13 protein-coding genes are annotated in these 16,063 nt (G+C 68.9%); 9 read left to right on the plus strand and 4 right to left on the minus strand.

Annotated features, from left to right (window positions below; all coding sequences use genetic code 11):
- Positions 1-67 precede the first annotated feature (67 nt).
- Positions 68-295, plus strand: a complete 228-nt coding sequence (locus AB0I53_RS27655) for a hypothetical protein (RefSeq protein WP_358608886.1) — start codon at positions 68-70, stop codon at positions 293-295.
- A gap of 502 nt (positions 296-797) precedes the next feature.
- Here AB0I53_RS27655 and AB0I53_RS27660 read toward each other — a convergent pair.
- Both AB0I53_RS27660 and AB0I53_RS27665 read right to left on the minus strand, forming a co-directional pair.
- Positions 798-1,172: a hypothetical protein gene (locus AB0I53_RS27660; RefSeq protein WP_358608889.1), complete on the minus strand. Its 375-nt coding sequence runs from the start codon at positions 1,170-1,172 to the stop codon at positions 798-800.
- A 12-nt stretch (positions 1,173-1,184) separates the two neighbouring features.
- Entirely contained in the window at positions 1,185-2,594 is a 1,410-nt protein-coding gene (locus AB0I53_RS27665) for a helix-turn-helix transcriptional regulator (RefSeq protein WP_358608892.1), read from the minus strand.
- Positions 2,595-3,104: 510 nt separating this feature from the next.
- Between AB0I53_RS27665 and AB0I53_RS27670 the strand changes: the two genes are divergently transcribed.
- The 5 genes from AB0I53_RS27670 (at position 3,105) to AB0I53_RS27690 (ending at position 8,512) form a co-directional block, all read left to right on the plus strand.
- Positions 3,105-3,437 (plus strand): hypothetical protein, encoded by a 333-nt coding sequence (locus tag AB0I53_RS27670; protein ID WP_358608894.1) that lies wholly within the window; start codon positions 3,105-3,107, stop codon positions 3,435-3,437.
- Between the two features lie 335 nt (positions 3,438-3,772).
- Positions 3,773-4,267: a hypothetical protein gene (locus AB0I53_RS27675; protein WP_358608897.1), complete on the plus strand. Its 495-nt coding sequence runs from the start codon at positions 3,773-3,775 to the stop codon at positions 4,265-4,267.
- Between the two features lie 13 nt (positions 4,268-4,280).
- Positions 4,281-5,168 carry a hypothetical protein gene (locus AB0I53_RS27680; RefSeq protein WP_358608899.1) on the plus strand — a complete coding sequence of 296 codons (888 nt, stop codon included), beginning with the start codon at positions 4,281-4,283 and terminating at the stop codon, positions 5,166-5,168.
- Between the two features lie 270 nt (positions 5,169-5,438).
- Complete coding sequence (locus AB0I53_RS27685; protein ID WP_358608901.1) at positions 5,439-7,748, plus strand: excinuclease ABC subunit UvrA; 2,310 nt, start codon at positions 5,439-5,441, stop codon at positions 7,746-7,748.
- A gap of 119 nt (positions 7,749-7,867) precedes the next feature.
- Positions 7,868-8,512, plus strand: a complete 645-nt coding sequence (locus AB0I53_RS27690) for a dihydrofolate reductase family protein (protein WP_358608904.1) — start codon at positions 7,868-7,870, stop codon at positions 8,510-8,512.
- A gap of 58 nt (positions 8,513-8,570) precedes the next feature.
- Here AB0I53_RS27690 and AB0I53_RS27695 read toward each other — a convergent pair whose 3' ends face one another.
- Positions 8,571-9,893 (minus strand): MFS transporter, encoded by a 1,323-nt coding sequence (locus AB0I53_RS27695; protein WP_358608907.1) that lies wholly within the window; start codon positions 9,891-9,893, stop codon positions 8,571-8,573.
- 198 nt (positions 9,894-10,091) lie between these two features.
- The gene (locus tag AB0I53_RS27700; protein WP_358608910.1) at positions 10,092-10,979 is read right to left on the minus strand and encodes a LysR substrate-binding domain-containing protein; all 888 of its coding nucleotides are present in this window, start codon (positions 10,977-10,979) and stop codon (positions 10,092-10,094) included.
- Positions 10,980-11,233: 254 nt separating this feature from the next.
- Here AB0I53_RS27700 and AB0I53_RS27705 point away from each other — a divergent pair, with 254 nt between their 5' ends.
- The 3 genes from AB0I53_RS27705 (at position 11,234) to AB0I53_RS27715 (ending at position 15,948) form a co-directional block, all read left to right on the plus strand.
- Positions 11,234-12,550 carry an MFS transporter gene (locus tag AB0I53_RS27705; protein ID WP_358608913.1) on the plus strand — a complete coding sequence of 439 codons (1,317 nt, stop codon included), beginning with the start codon at positions 11,234-11,236 and terminating at the stop codon, positions 12,548-12,550.
- A gap of 16 nt (positions 12,551-12,566) precedes the next feature.
- Positions 12,567-13,709, plus strand: a complete 1,143-nt coding sequence (locus tag AB0I53_RS27710; RefSeq protein WP_358608916.1) for an acyl-CoA dehydrogenase family protein — start codon at positions 12,567-12,569, stop codon at positions 13,707-13,709.
- Between the two features lie 106 nt (positions 13,710-13,815).
- Positions 13,816-15,948 carry an acetate--CoA ligase family protein gene (locus AB0I53_RS27715; protein WP_358608919.1) on the plus strand — a complete coding sequence of 711 codons (2,133 nt, stop codon included), beginning with the start codon at positions 13,816-13,818 and terminating at the stop codon, positions 15,946-15,948.
- Positions 15,949-16,063: the final 115 nt, after the last annotated feature.

Consider the following 16,063-nt stretch of genomic DNA (forward strand, 5'->3'; position numbering starts at 1 on the left):
ACCGACGAGGACGACCCCTTTTCCGGCCAGCGTGCCGAGATTGAGATCTTTCCAGGACAATCGCTTCATGGCCGAGCTCCTGCAAAGCTGCGGCTATCCCGCACCCCTGCTGGCCAGCGCCGACAATGACGGTCTCCGAGTATTCGAGTCCCACCTGGCGCGCTTCGTCCTGCGCCGTGCTCGACTCAGTCACCATCCGGCCCTTTCCGTGCTCACCGATCGCACCGGGCGTGCCCGGCAGGAGAACTCGCGGGCGACCACAAGCGCGACAGTGATCAGGGTTAGCCTTACTTGAACCTTGCCTCCTCAAGTCGACTTGAGGTCGAGTGAGCTCGTGAGCGATCGAGCGGTCTCCATCGGCGGAGCAACCCGGCGGATCGTCCTCCGCGTGACGAGAACTCGGTGCTCTGTCCCGGTTGCCGTGGACCGGTGACGCGGACCTCCCGCGGCCGACCCAGGAATACTGCTCACGCACCTCCCGGCAGCGCGCTTACCGCGCGCGCCACGCCATTCGGGCTTAGCAGCGCGCTGTTGCGGCGCGAAGCAGCCGTCGATCAGATCCTGCGGCTGCCGGCCGAACTCCCCGTCCTCGACGGCTGATTCGCGGCGAAATGTCGGTCCCGGCCGGTATAAAGGACGGTCGGTTCCTCTCGGCGCCGTTGCCGCAGGCCAAATCCCGGGCGCCAATTCCCGCTCCACGGTCGGCACCGCCACGCAAACGATGCTGCGATTCGCAGAAATGAGCGCCCGCCCGGGGCGAACCACCGGGCGGGCGCTCCCGTCTTCAATGCACGCCGTCAGGACATACGCGACGTCACGTCTTCCTCGATGCGCTCGAAGATGTCGGAGTCGGTCTCCTTCTGCCATTCGGGCATGGCTTCCCAGTCTGCGACGTAGGCAGGCTTAGGATCGGCGATGTGGCGGAAGATCTGCCCGATCCAGCACAGTGCCACGAAGCGCCCCTTCTGCTCGCGGGTTAGCTTGGCCGCGCTGCCCTCGGTCGCGAGGATGAAGTCGTGCACCTGCTGGTACACGGCTGCCGCGCTCGCGCGCTCCCAATCGGGCGTTTCTTCCCACGGGGCGATGTAGCCGGGCTTCGGCTCGCCGGGGTAGTACTTGTTCACCCCGGTGATCCACGCTTCGCGGAAGATCCGTCCCTGCTCGTCCGACACTGAAATCTCTCCTCACTGCTTCGAGCCGGATGTGGTCACAACGTCCTTGATCTGCGAGTCCAGGTACCGCACGTGCCGGTCGCCGAGGTACGGCACCAGGTGCTCTCGCAGGTCGCCAAGCTTGCGACCAACGTAACCGGACGTCGTTTGCCGGGCACTGTCCAGTGCTGCAGCGCCGTTCATGAGCAGTTGGTCGACGTCGCCGCGCTGGGCGCCGACGGTGGCGAGGTCGACCAGCACGCTTCCACGGCGGCGGGCCGAGGTCGCTTGTCCCAACGCCTTGCTGAGTGCGGGCTCAGCCAGGTCTGGGCGACGCAGCGTCACGTAGCACGCGCCGCGTTCCTCGTCCAACCGCGACCCTTCGAAGCGGAGCCAGCCGGTCGCGGGTGCCGTGCTGCCGAAATTGGCGACTTGCTCGGCCTTGTCCAATGCGCGTTGGCAGGCGGGCAGGTTCCCGAGTCCGGCGTACGTCTGTGCCTGGACGCCGGCAACCCAATACCGAGTAGTCCGGCTGGGGTTGCCCCTTACTGCGAGCTGAGCTGCCCCGTCGAGCAATGGGGAGGCGTGTTTGTACTGGCGTTCATAGATGCTGATGAAGGCGTGCCGGGTCATCGCGCACGCCCAGAGGTCGAACTCGCGCGCTTCCTTGCTGACGTGGGCGGCTTCGGCGTAGCAGCGCGCGGCATCCTCGTAGCTGTCGCTGTCGAAGAAGATTTCTCCGCAGAGCTGGAAGAGGTCACCGGCGAGTGTGCACAACCTGCGCCGCATGTCGGCACCCTGCGGTTCGTTCAGGCTGGCGTTAATGGCGGCGAGCTGTTGCTGTGCGGCTGGAAGGACATCGCGCTTGGAGCGCGATTCGGCGAACTTCGTCCACAGCTCGGCGTTCAGTTGTTCGTATGCGTCCACGGTCGCGGGGTCGAGGCGGCGGGGGTGCTCGGCGCCGTGCTGGACCCGGTCGACGTCGAAAGCAGGGATCGCGAGCAGGCTGCCCGTGGCCGCCACTAAGCGGAGTAGTTCACGGCGATTCACGTCGTCACGTTGCCAATCGTCGTCGTGCGGCGTGCCGGGAAACCGCGGTTGTCGTGTTGCTGGGGGACTCCTTCGTACCGGTGCGCCTTGCAGCTCGGCAATCCTGATCTGCTTCTCGTCCGCGACGACGCGGTCGAACTGAGTGAGAAGCTCGCCGCTTGCTTCGAGCGCCCGATCGGCCGTTTCCCAGAAGCCGCGACCAGGGAACTGGCGGCCGGCCTCGATATGGGAGATCGATGTTCGCGAGTAGGCGGTGATCCTCCCGATGGCGGTCTGGTCGAGCGGTGAAGCCTCCCGGTAGCCGCGAAGCGCAGCCCCAAGGGCGCGGCGCAGTTCTGCGATCGCTTCTGGCGTACGGGCCATGAAGGTCTCCAGTCGGTGCGCAGCAGCCATCTTCGCTGATGAAGTGCGGATACGGCGCGAGCAAGTGCGCCGCAACACCCACCAGGAGGACGCCGAAGACGACAGGCAGAAGGCGGCAAGTGATGTGTTCTTCCGAGGTTGATCTCTTGTTGACCGAGCTGCGCCGCAACGCGTGGAGGCTGTGGGTGTTCGGCCGAAGCATGGTCCCGACGTTGTGGCAGCGGTGTTCAGGTGGCGGACCTGCGCAGACGTGGTGATCCTCCGCGGCGAGGACGACGCGACCGCCTACCGCACTCCGACGCTGCCGGGCTCCGACGTGTTCGCACCTGTACTGGTGTCGTGGCATTACCACTCATCGGCGGTGTGGACACTGCGCGCAGTACTCGGGCTGCCGCCACCGGGACATGCCCAAGCGCCGATGGCTGTGCTGAAACCCGATCCGCTGTGCTTCCAACCCGCTGATCTCGGCCGACCGGTCACCGTCCGTCCGCTACGGGTCACCGAGCCACTCCAGCCGCGCCGATTGGAAAGGGCTTTCGGATGATCATCGCGGGAATCCTGGCGAGCGTGGCAGTCCTCGCGCTCGTGGCCTGGTGGTTGGCCCGCAACGTCGCCGAGCGCGGCAAACATGCGGGTGCCGGCGAAGGTGCCCTGCTGGTCCAGCACCTGCTCGATCAGGCCGATGCCGAGGACGAGCCGGGCGGCCGGCATCGGCTTCGCGAACCGGTCGTGATGCACGGGGACCTACCCGACGAACTCGCCGTGCTTGAAACGCGGCTACTGCCGCGGGCTGAGGCCGGGCTGCCATTCGATGACCGCGACGCCTTGGCGCGGCATCCGTGGACGTTCCGCCACGTTCTGGACGGGCTGTAGCGGCTTTAGGGCTCGGCGAGGGCACCTCGGCCGACTTCCCCTCCTAGGCCGGTTCCCTCGCCGTCACCACGTGCCCACCGCGACTCCCAGGGCGTCGGGCACTCGGATGGCCGGGCGGTGTGTCCGACTAACGGATGTCCCCCGGCATCGCCCGGCTATCCATTCCCCCGGTGTGGAACGGGATTCGACGCACGGCACCGAATCCTGCGCTGGGGCTAGTCAATGCGGGCTCTGATAGCGCCCTGGCCACCACATCACCAGAAAGGAGGTGTCTACCCAGCAATCGGCTCGACACCCGACATGAGCACCACAGGAACGTTCAACGGAGGAAAGCAATGACCGAAGTCGTTATCGAGCCTGCCGCAGCGCGCACTCTGGTCGAACCGGAGTTGTTCGACCGGCTATGCCGTCGCATCACGATCGACGAAGGCCTGGACCGCGAGTTCGCCGACCGCATCATGGACCAGGCGTTGGCGTTCCTTGGCGCGTGCGCCGAGTTCCCCGGCAACCGGCTTGCGCCGTCCAAGCCGGTCGATATCGGGTGGCACACGTTCATTCTCTACACGAAGGACTACGCCCGGTTCTGCCAGCGTGTTGCTGGGCACTTCATGCACCACGTACCCCAAGATGTGCCCGGAGCGCCGGACCACTCCAAGGACCCGGCCAGTGTTCGCGATGTCACCCTGGAGTCGATCCGGCAGGCCGGATACCGCATCGACGACGAGCTGTGGATCCGCGACGCCTACAGCTGCGGTGGCTGCGACGAAGATGGCAACTGCGCCGCCTCGGGCAAGCAGGGCAACGAGAACACCGAAACCAGGAAGAACTGAGAGCGGGGCCGACGTGACCACCTGGGTTGATCTACCGTCCGCTGCGCGGCACGCGGTCGAGGGGCACGTCGGCCCCATCACCACCGCCGAGCCCATCACCAACGGCATCCACCACGACTTCGCCGCGGTGCTGCACCCTGCCACCAGTCGGCCGGTATTCGTCAAGGGCGTGCAGGGCATCGGCCGCCGCATGCGGATGTTGCGACGCGAAGCCACGACCAACCTGCTCGCACCCGGCATCGCACCGCAGGTGCTGTTCACTGTGGACGTTGACGACTGGCTGCTGGTCGGGTTCGACTACGTGCACGGTCAATCAGCTGATCTCTACCCTGGCTCACCAGATCTGCCGCGTGTCGCCGACGTCGTCCGCCGCATCGGCGCCCTGCCCGCGCCTGGCCTGCGGTCGATCCGCGCGCGGTGGGACGGCGTCGACTGGTGGAGCAAACTCGCCGCCGACGCCCCCGATCTCGTCGCCAGGTGGGATGTCCATGCGATGTCGGAGCTCGCGTCGAAGGCGCCCGAACTCGGTGACGGCGACCGCCTCGTGCACTCCGACTTGCACGGCGACCAAGTCCTGCTCGGACCCGACGGCGCGGTGCACGTCATCGACTGGGGCTTTCCCGGTGCCGGCGCCGCATGGGTGGACCCGGCCTATCTCGTGCTGCGTCTGGTCGAAGCCGGTCACGAGCCGGGCGACGCCGAAGAATGGGCACGCCGCGAACTGCCCTCGTTCGCCGAGGCCAACGAAGAGACCGTGACGGCGTTCGCCGTCTACCTCGCCGGCATGTGGACGCACTGGGCCGTCGTCAACGACGGTCCCGGGAAAAAACACCGTGCGCGGCTCGCCCGTGACTACGCCGCATGGCGCCTTGAAGCTACGCCCGCGGGTACCGGCCGCTGAACTCGCCGAAACGGGCTGGAACCCGGCGGACATCGCTGCCTGCCGCGCCCGGCTCCCGGAGCTGGCCGGCTGACTTCGCGGCGGCTGTCGGTCCCGGCCGGTATAAAGGATGGCCGGTGCTTCGCGAGTCTCCTTTTCCGCTGATCAAATGCCGTGAGCGTTTTGGGGTGCCATGGCGCCCCGAAATGCTCACGGGCGTTCAGCCGCGGAAACGGCACCGCGAAGCGTCCGGCCCAAATGCCTTTCGCACGGTTGGAGAAGCAGCGCAGCATGAGCCCGGATCCGTCCGAACGCATCAACTCCGAACCCGCCGAGCCGCGGCGGGCCGCTGACACCCACGACGTGATCGAAGTCCGCGGGGCGCGGGAGAACAACCTCGCCGACGTCTCGCTGGACATCCCCAAGCGGCGACTCACGGTGTTCACCGGGGTCTCCGGTTCCGGGAAGTCCTCGCTGGTGTTCGGCACCATCGCGGCCGAATCCCGGCGGCTGATCAACGAGACCTACACGGCGTTCATCCAGTCGTTCATGCCCAGCCTCGGCCGCCCCGACGTGGACTCGCTGCGCAACCTGAGCACCGCGATCGTCGTCGACCAGGAGCGGATGGGCGCCAATTCCCGCTCCACGGTCGGCACCGCCACCGACACGCAAACGATGCTGCGCATCCTGTTCAGCCGCCTCGGCAGCCCGCACGTCGGCACCTCGACGGCCTTCAGCTTCAACGGCCCCGAGGGCATGTGCCCGGAGTGCGAGGGGCTCGGCCACGTCTCGAAGATCGACGTCGACGAGCTCATCGACAAGGACCGCTCGCTCAACGAAGGCGCCATCACCGTCCCCGGTTTCGCGGTGGACTCCTGGTACTGGCAGGTGCTCGCCGCCTCCGGGCTCTACGACCCCGACGTCAAGCTGCGGGACTTCACGCCCCAGCAGTGGGAGGACTTCCTCCACAAGCCGGCCACCAAGATCAAGCACGCCACCATCAACACCACCTACGAGGGCCTGCTGGTCAAGGTGCAGCGGGTCTACCTCGCCAAGGACCGCGAGGCGATGCAGCCGCACATCCGGGCGTTCGTGGACCGCGCCGCGGTGTTCGCCGACTGCCCGGCCTGCGGCGGCACCCGGCTGAACCCGGCCGCGCTGTCGGCGAAGATCGACGGCCGCAACATCGCCGACTGCTCGGCGATGCAGATCGACGAGCTGGCCGAGTTCGTCCGCGGCATCACCGACGAATCGGTGGCGCCGCTGCTGGAAACGCTGAGCGGCACGCTCGATTCGCTGGTCGAGATCGGCCTGGGCTACCTGAGCCTGGACCGCGAGTCCGGGACGCTCTCCGGCGGCGAGGCGCAGCGGGTGAAGATGGTGCGGCACCTCGGTTCGAGCCTGACCGACGTGACCTACGTCTTCGACGAGCCCACGGTCGGCCTGCACCCGCACGACATCCAGCGGATGAACGACCTGCTGATCCGGTTGCGCGACAAGGGAAACACCGTGCTCGTCGTGGAGCACAAGCCGGAGACGATCGAAATCGCCGACCACGTGGTGGATCTCGGGCCGGGCGCGGGCACCGCCGGCGGGCGGGTGTGCTTCACCGGCGACGTGGCGGGCCTGCGGCGCTCGGACACCCTGACAGGACGGCACCTGGACCACCGGGCCCGGCTGCGCGAGGACGTCCGCGAGCCGACCGGGCGGCTGTCGATCACCGGCGCCGACACGCACAACCTGAAGAACGTCGACGTGGACATCCCGCTGGGCGTGCTGACCGTGGTCACCGGTGTCGCCGGATCGGGCAAGAGCTCGCTGATCCACGGTTCGCTGCCCCGCCGCGACGGCGTGGTCGTCGTCGACCAGGCCCCGATCCGCGGGTCCCGGCGCAGCAACCCGGCCACCTACACCGGCCTGCTCGACCCGATCCGCACGGCCTTCGCCAAGGCCAACGGCGTCAAGGCGAGCCTGTTCAGCGCGAACTCCGAGGGCGCCTGCCCGAACTGCAAGGGCATCGGCCTGGTCTACACGGATCTAGCGATGATGGCCGGCGTCGCGACGGTCTGCGAGAAGTGCGAGGGCAGACGGTTCACCGCCGAGGTGCTGACCCACAAGCTGCGCGGCAAGGACATCAGCGAGGTCCTGGGCATGTCGGTGGCGCAGGCGCACGAGTTCTTCACGTCGGGCTCGGCCCGCGCGATCCTCGACCGGCTCGTGGACGTCGGCCTGGGATACGTCCGCCTCGGCCAGCCGCTGACCACGCTGTCCGGCGGCGAGCGGCAACGCCTGAAGCTCGCGATCCACATGGCGGAGAAGGCGTCGATCTACGTCCTCGACGAACCGACCACGGGCCTGCACCTGGCCGACGTGGACCAGCTGCTCGCGCTCCTTGACCGGCTGGTGGACGACGGCGGCACGGTGGTCGTCATCGAGCACCACCAGGCGGTGATGGCGCACGCGGACCACCTGATCGACCTCGGCCCCGGCGCGGGCCACGACGGCGGCCGGATCGTCTTCACCGGCACCCCGGCCGAGCTGGTGGCGACCGGCGATTCCCTGACGGCCCAGCACCTCCGCAAGTACGTCGGCGCGAACTAGAACCGCGGGAGGGGCACCGCGAACGGCGCGGTGCCCCTCCGCGGTGTGGTCGGTGTCACCGATGAGTTTCTCCGGCGCGCGTGGTCTTCCCCAGCACCAAGAGTGCAGGAGGAACCCGCGTGACCCAGCTGCTGAGAGTGCAGAACTTCAACGTCTCGCTCGACGGATTCGGTGCCGGTGAGGGCCAGAGCCTCGAGAAGCCGTTCGGCCATGCCGACCCCACGGCCATGTTCAGCTGGGGCGGCGCCACGGCCAGCTGGCCAACCCGAACCGATCCCGGTGGCAGCCGCGGGCTCGACGACTACTTCACGCGGGACTTCGCCCGCAACATCGGCGCCGAGATCATGGGCCGCGGCAAGTTCGGCCCGCAGCGCGGCCCCTGGGAGAACCACGACTGGCTGGGCTGGTGGGGCGACGAACCCCCGTTCCACACCCCGGTTTTCGTGCTGACCCACCACGTGCGCCCGTCGTTCACCCTGTCCGACACCACGTTCCACTTCGTGGACGGCGATCCGGCGACGGTCCTCGAACAGGCGCGGGAAGCGGCGCGGGGCAAGGACGTCCGGCTCGGCGGCGGAGCCACCACCATCCGGCAGTTCCTCGATGCCGACCTCGTCGACACCATGCACGTGGCGGTCTCGCAGGTGAAGCTGGGATCCGGGTCGAAGCTCTGGGATTCGCCCGACGAGCTGCGCGACCGGTTCCACCTGGACGTCGTGCCCAGCCCGAGCGGCGTGACCCACCACCTGTTCTGGCGAAAGTGACGCGAGCCGGGCCCGGTGGTGAACGATCACCACCGGGCCCGGCTCGCTCTGCGGCTGATCAGGCTGTGACAACCTGGCGGGGCTTGGCGAGGTCCCAGCGGTGGCGGGTCAGCACCACCGGCACGCCTTCGCCGCGGGCCTCCGCCGCGAACACCTCCGCCCGCGCCCGGCGCCACCAGACCACCGTCCGGAACGCGCCGAACAGCAGCATCGCCACCAGCGCCAGCATCGCCACCCGGTACTCCGAGCCGCCCGGCATGTCCTGCGCCAGGTCCAGCACCAGGCCCACGAACAGCACGCCGAGCGCCGTCGCGGAGTGGCCGCCCGCGTTCGCCACGCCGGTCGCGGTGCCGACCCTGGACACCGGGTTGTAGTCCCGCACCAGGGCGAACGCCACCGCCGAAACCGGGCCGCCCAGGGCGAAGACCAGGAACGCCGTCGCGATCACCGCCAGCGGCGGGCGGCCTTCCGGCCAGCCCAGCAGCACCACCCAGGACAGGGCGTTGAGCACCAGGTAGCCCAGCACGATCCACATCCGGCACTCCGGGCGGCTGCCGATCAGCGCGCCCACCACGGGCCCGCCGACCACCTGCCCGATGATCAGCAGGCTGAGCATCACGCTCGCCGTCGCCGCCGGCACGCCCAGCCCGTTGACCAGGTACGGGAAGCCCCACAGCAGGGTCAGCGCGCCCGAGACGAACATCGTGCAGAAGTGCGCCCAGAACGCCAGCCGCGTGCCCGGCACCGACCAGGCCTCGCGCACCTGCTGGAACACCGCACCGCCGCTGCGCGCCTGCGCACCTCCGAGCGAAGCGTCCCGCACGACCGTCGAGGTCACCGCCGCGTAAGCCAGCGTCAAGGCGCCCACCAGCAGGAACGTCGCCGTCCAGCCCATGTTCTGCAACGCCAGCGCGAGCGGGAACGTGGCTGCAACGCCACCCAGCGCCCCCAGCGCGCTGGACACCGTTGCCACCAGTGCGTAGCGGCGGGCGGAGAAGTGCGCCGCCACCAGCCGCAGGATGCTGACCCACATCAGCGCGTCGCCGAGGCCCAGCACCGCGCGGGCGAGCAGGCCCATCGAGTAGGAATCGGCGAGGGCGAAGAGCATCTGCCCCGTGCCCAACAACAACACCGCGACGGTGATCACCTTTCGGGAACCGAAGCGGTCCACCAGCAATCCGGTGGGAATCTGCATGCCGGCGTAGATGCCGACCTGCAGGACCGTGAACGCGCTCAGCGCGGCCGGACCGACGTCGAACCGGTCGAGCGCCTGCGTTCCGGCGACCCCCAAGCTGCCCCTGTGAAATACCGCGGCGAGATAGGCGATCACCGCCGCGCTCCAGATCCACCATGCCCGACTCTCCGGTCGGTCGGCAGCCACTTAAGACCTCCTTGTTCAGTTCTGTGCAGCGAAAGTCGAAGCCAAGATCATCGATGATCGGTTGTTCACCCGTTGTGTCGTCGCGGCCCGGCCCGGAGTTACCGCAACCGCACGTGCACTGCACCACACTTTGCGCGCGTGTCCGTTTTCCGTGCGGTCACCGCAAATTCGTGCGAACGTCCACAGTGGATCGAAAGATCAGAGCTCGGCGACGACTTCGTCAAGCAGCCCGACCAGGCCGGCCAGCGCCGGGTTCTGGTCGTCCTCGCGCCACACCAGCGCCAGCGGGACCGCCGGGGCGTCGTGCACCGGCACCAGCACCACGCCGGGAACCTTCAGGTGCCCGGCGGTCATCGGAACCAGGCTGACGCCCGAACCGGCGCCCACCAACGAGAGGATCGTGTGGGTGTCCGGCGCCTCCTGCACGAAGTTCGGGCTGAAGCCGAGTTGCAGGCACGCCGCCTGCACCAGCTGGTTGACCACCGATCCGCGATTGGTCGGGTAGCTGATGAACGACTCGCCCCGCAGGTCGTCCAGCCCCACCCGCCGGGCACCGGCCAGCCGGTGGCCCTCCGGCAGCGCCACCGCCAGCGGGTGCTGGTCCAGCTCCCGCACGCACAGGCCCTCGGTCGGCACCGGCAGCCGCAGCAGCCCGGCGTCGACCTCGTGCTGGTTGATCTGGTCCACCAGCTCGCCGCCGTAGAGCGGGCTGAGGATGTCGAAGCGCACGTTCGGGTAGCGCTCGCGGAACTTTCGCACGATCAGCAGCATCACCCGGTACGACGTCTGGCCGCTGAAACCCAGCCGCACCACGCCGATCTCCCCCGCGGCCGCCTGCCGCGCCAGCCGGGGCGCGGCCTCGGCCGACTGCAGCGTCTTGCGCGCCTCGCACAGGAACGCCTCCCCCGCCGCGGTCAGCTCCACCTGCCGCGTGGTGCGGCGCAGCAGCGCCACCCCGACCTCGTGCTCCAGGCGCTTGATCTGCTGTGAGAGCGGCGGCTGGGACATGTGCAGCCGCACCGCGGCCCGCCGGAAGTTCAGCTCCTCCGCCACGGCGACGAACGCCTGCAGGTGGCGTAGCTCCACCGCTCAAACCTCCCGACCACGAGCGCCTTTGCCCAGGTCAGCGCCGATTATGTCGCGCGACCGAATCAAACCTACCCGAATTTGGTGTTAGACGGAACACACCCGCTGACCTAGCGTCGAGGAACCGCGTTCGCGATGCGGCGGGCGCCGGGCCCCGCCCGCCGCATCGGCGAATCCTGCGGTTTCCCAACGGGTTTCGACCTGCCGAGCAGCGCGGCGGGCACCCGGATTCGGCGGAGACGGAGCCAAATTCGATGAGACGGCTTTCAGAGCAGGAAAGAATGGGGCGCAAGGCCGGGATCGCCTCGTTCGTCGGCACCAGCATCGAGTGGTACGACTTCTACATCTACGGCACCGCGTCCGCGCTGGTGTTCGGCAAGCTGTTCTTCCCGGTCGTGACGCCCGCGATCGGCGTCCTGGTCTCGTTCGCGACGTTCTGGGTCGGGTTCCTGGCCCGGCCGCTGGGCGGCATCATCTTCGGCCACCTCGGTGACCGGGTCGGCCGCAAGAAGGCGTTGATCATCACGCTGCTGCTGATGGGCGTCACCACCGTCGGGATCGGCCTGCTGCCCACCTACGCCACCATCGGCATCGCGGCACCGATCCTGCTGGTGCTGCTGCGCGTCGTGCAGGGCCTGGCGGTCGGCGGCGAGTGGGGCGGCGCGGTGCTGATCGCGACCGAACACGCACCCAAGGGCCGCAGCATCATCTCCGGTTCGTGGGCGCAGCAGGGCTCGCCGTCCGGGCAGATCCTCTCCTCGCTGGCCTTCACCCTCGTCTCGCAGCTGCCCGACGAGTCGTTCTACGACTGGGGCTGGCGGATCCCGTTCCTGGCCTCCGCGGTGCTGGTGGTGCTGGGGCTGGTGATCCGGCTGAGCATCGAGGAGTCGCCGCAGCTCACCAAGCTCAAGGAGACCGGGCAGACCGCGAAGTTCCCGCTGCTGGACACCTTCCGGCACCACACCGGGCTGGTGGTGCTCGGCGTCTTCGCCTGCGCGATCGTCTTCTCCGCCTCGTACTTCAAGAACACCTTCGCGGTGTCGTGGGCGACCAACGAGCTCGGCTTCCAGCGCGAGACGTTCATGACCGTGGTGCTCATCGCCAGCATCACGCAGTTCTTCGTGCAGCCCTTCGGCGCGGTGCTGGCCAGCAAGTTCGGCGTCCGCAAGATCGTCACGATCCTGCTCGTCGCCGAGCTGCCCGTGATGCCGCTGATGTTCCTGCTGATCAGCACCGGCAGCTTCGCGTGGTCGGTGGTCGGCATGGTGCTGGCGACCGTCCCGCACGTGATGTTCTACTCGATCCTCGCCGGCGTGCTGGCCGACGCGTTCCCGGCCCGCGTGCGCTACACCGCCATCTCGCTGTCCTACGGCCTGGCCGGGACGCTGCTGGGCGGCACCACGCCGATGATCGGCCAGCTGCTGCTGACCGCCTCCGGCTCGATCCTGCCGGTGATCGGCTGGGCGCTGGTGACCGTGCTGATGTCGCTGATCGGCGTCCGAATCCTGTTGACCCGGTCCGCACGGAACGCGAACGAAGAAACCCACGAGCCCGCCACCGCAGGTTCGTGACGAGGTGAGGAGAACGATGGACCCGAACGTGTTCGACGACGTGCTGCGCACGGTGCGCGACTTCGTCCGCAACGAGGTGGTGCCCGCCGAGGACGAGATCGACGAGACGAACGCGATTCCGCAGCGGGTGCGCGAAACCGCCGCCGAGATGGGGCTTTTCGGCTTCGCGCTGCCCGAGGAGCACGGCGGGTTGGGCCTGTCGATGAGCGAGGACGTCCGGCTGGCGATGGAGCTGGGCTACACGGTTCCGGCGTTCCGTTCGATGTTCGGCACGAACAACGGCATCGCCGGGCAGGTGATCGTCAAGTACGGCACCGAGAAGCAGAAGCAGGCGTGGCTGCCGCGGCTGGCCGCCGGTGAGGCGATCGCGTCGTTCGCGCTGACCGAGGACGGTGCCGGTTCGGACCCGAGCTCGGTGCGCACCAAGGCCGTGCGCGATGGCGGAGACTACGTGATCTCGGGCGCCAAGCGGTTCATCACCAACGCTCCGCAGGCCGACCTGCTCGTGGTGTTCGCCCGCACCGATGAGAATGTCGAGGCGCACAAGGGCATTTCGGTGTTCCTGGTCGAGACCGGGCTGGACGGGGTCCGGATCGGGCCGCCGAACGCGAAGATGGGCCAGGCCGGGGCGCACACCGCCGAAGTGTTCTTCGACGACGTGCGCGTGCCGGCCGAGGCGATCGTCGGCGGCCAGGAGGGCACCGGGTTCGCCGCGGCGATGTCGTCGCTGACCCGCGGCCGCCTGCACATCGCGGCCATCTGCGTGGGACTGGCGACGCGGATCGTCGAGGAGTCGGTGCGCTACGCCGCCGAGGCCGAGCAGGGCGGCAAGCCGATCAGCCGGTTCCAGCTGGTGCAGGCGCTGCTGGCCGAGTCGCAGGCCGAGCTGTACGCGGGCCGATCCATGGTGCTGGAGGCCGCCCGCGAGTACGACTCGGGCGCGGACACCCGGCTCGCGCCGTCCTGCGCGAAGTTGTTCTGCAGCGAGATGGTCTCCCGCGTCGCCGACCGCGCGGTGCAGGTGCACGGCGGCTCCGGATACATGCGCGGCGTTCCGGTGGAGCGCTTCTACCGCGACTCGCGGGTGTTCCGGATCTACGAGGGCACCAGCGAGATCCAGAAGCTGATCATCGCCAAGCAACTGCTGCGACAGGTCTAGGCGGCCGGGTGCGCTCGTGAGTGTTCGCTCCGGTTCTTACCGGAACGAACACTCACGACCCGCGCGCCAGCGCCGAAGTCCGTCTCCCCACCGCTAGGAGGAATCTGTGGGCGCCGTCGACAACACGGCAATCCAGCGACTGCTGCATCCCCGATCGATCGCCATCCTGGGCGCCTCGGACAACCCGATCAAGTTGTCCGGCCGGCCCATCGAGCTGATGAAGCGGCTCGGCTACACCGGCCGGCTGCTGCCGATCAACTCGCGGCGCTCCGAGGTGCAGGGCCTGCCCGCCTACCGCAGCCTCGACGACATCGACGGCGACATCGACCTGGCGATGGTGATGCTGCCCGCCGACAAGGTCATCGACGGGGTGCGGGACTGCGCGCAGCGCGGCATCCCGGCGGCGATCGTCGGCGCCTCCGGCTTCGCCGAGGTCGGCGGGCGCGGCGAGGTGCTGCAGCAGCAGCTGCAGGCGGTGATCGCCGAGACCGGCATCCGCGTGCTGGGCCCGAACTGCCTGGGCATGCTCAGCCTGCGAGACCGCGCGCTGCCCACGTTCACCTCGGCGATGGACGACAGCGGCGAGCTGCGCGAGGGCCCGGTGTCCTTCGTCAGCCAGAGCGGCGCGTTCGGCACCTTCATCTTCAGCGCCGCGCAGACCGCCGGGCTGGGCATCTCGCACTTCCTGAACACCGGCAACGAGGCCGACCTGTCGGTGGCCGAGGTGCTCGGCGGGCTGGTGGAGACCGACGAGACCAAGGTCCTGATGGCCTACCTCGAAGGCGTGCACCACGGCCGCGAGCTGCTGCAGGTGGCCCGCCGGGCGCACGAGCTGGACAAGCCGATCCTGGCGGTGAAGGTCGGCCGCTCGGAGGCCGGTGCGCGCGCCGCGCAGTCGCACACCGCGTCACTGGCCGGCGAGGACGCCGTGTTCGACGGCGCGACGCGGCAGTTCGGCATCACTCGGCTGGACGGGATGGAGCAGCTGCTGGATGCCGGGCTGGTGTTCGCCGACGGCAGGCGCGCTCGTGGCAGGCGGCTGAGCACGCTGTCGCTCTCCGGCGGCGCCGGAGTGCTGATGGCCGATCAGGCCAGCAGCAACGGCCTCCAGGTGCAGCCATGGGACGAGGCGTGGCAGCGGCGGATGGCCGAGGTCATCCCGCCGTTCGGTTCGCCGCGCAATCCGGTCGACCTGACCGCCACGCTGATCAGCGACCCGGGCATGCTGCGCCGCGCCCTGGAGATCACCGTCGAGCACCCCGGCACCGACATGATCGCGGTGCTGCTGGGCAACTCCGACAACGCGTCCGGGCCGCTGATCGACGCGATCGAGCAGGCCTACCGCTCCACCGACCGGCCGCTGGTCGTGGTGTGGACCGGCGGCAGCGGGCGGCCGCGCCAGCGGCTGCAGGAGCTGGGCATCCCGTGCTTCACCGATCCCGGCCGGGCTGCCGCGGCGCTGGGCGTGCTGGCCGACTTCAGCCTGCGGCCGCCGTTGCCCGATCCGTCGCGCCCCGCGGACATCGATGAGCAGGTCGCCCGCGGGATCCTCCGGGACGCCCGGGCGCAGGGCCGCGCCCAGCTCAACGAGCACGAGTCGAGCCGGCTGATCGCCGCCTACGGCGTGCCGTGCTCCGGAGCGTTCCCGGCAGACGACCCGGATGTGGCCGTCTCCGCCGCGCGGGACCTCGGCGGGCCGGTGGCGGTCAAGCTGCTGTCCGACCACATCGGACACAAGTCCGACATCGGCGGCGTGCGGCTGGGTCTGACCGGCGACGCGGAGATCCGCGCCGCCGCCGAGGAACTGCTGGACATCGCGCGTGATGCCGGTGATCCCGAGGCTCGGCTGCTGGTGCAGCGGATGGCCGGTGGCGACACCGAGCTCATCGTGGGCATCAAGCGCGACCCGGCCTTCGGGCCGGTGGTGGTCGTCGGGTTCGGCGGCGTGCTGGTGGAGGTGCTCGCCGACAGTCAGGTCGGCGTGGCACCGCTGGACACCGACGCGGCGAAGCGCCTGCTGCTGTCCTTGCGCGGCAGCCGCCTGTTCGGCGAGGTGCGCGGCAAGCCCGCGCGCGACATCGACGCCGCGGCCGAGGTGGTCGCACGGCTGTCGTGGCTGGCCTACGACCTGGCGGACGACATCGCGGAGCTCGACGTGAACCCGCTGCTGCTGGACGCCGAGGGCAAGGGCGCCGTCGCGGTGGACTGCCTGGCGGTGCTGACGAAGCCCGAGGAGTGAGCGGTGCCGATCGCAGCCGTGGGTGGTTTTTGGTGGGGTGGGGAAACCAAAAAAAAACAGGCCGCGCCCCCCCCCGGCCCCCCCCCGCGGGTTGTGGGTGGGGTGATGAAGACAG

Source organism: Saccharopolyspora sp. NPDC050389 (assembly GCF_040655595.1).
Classification (GTDB): domain Bacteria; phylum Actinomycetota; class Actinomycetes; order Mycobacteriales; family Pseudonocardiaceae; genus Saccharopolyspora.

Coding starts and splice junctions, on each gene's coding strand:
- AB0I53_RS27655 (WP_358608886.1), top strand. CDS start 68: ATGGCCGAGCTCCTGCAAAGCTGCGGCTATCCCGCACCCCTGCTGGCC.
- AB0I53_RS27665 (WP_358608892.1), bottom strand. CDS start 2,594: ATGGCTGCTGCGCACCGACTGGAGACCTTCATGGCCCGTACGCCAGAA.
- AB0I53_RS27670 (WP_358608894.1), top strand. CDS start 3,105: ATGATCATCGCGGGAATCCTGGCGAGCGTGGCAGTCCTCGCGCTCGTG.
- AB0I53_RS27675 (WP_358608897.1), top strand. CDS start 3,773: ATGACCGAAGTCGTTATCGAGCCTGCCGCAGCGCGCACTCTGGTCGAA.
- AB0I53_RS27685 (WP_358608901.1), top strand. CDS start 5,439: ATGAGCCCGGATCCGTCCGAACGCATCAACTCCGAACCCGCCGAGCCG.
- AB0I53_RS27705 (WP_358608913.1), top strand. CDS start 11,234: ATGAGACGGCTTTCAGAGCAGGAAAGAATGGGGCGCAAGGCCGGGATC.
- AB0I53_RS27710 (WP_358608916.1), top strand. CDS start 12,567: ATGGACCCGAACGTGTTCGACGACGTGCTGCGCACGGTGCGCGACTTC.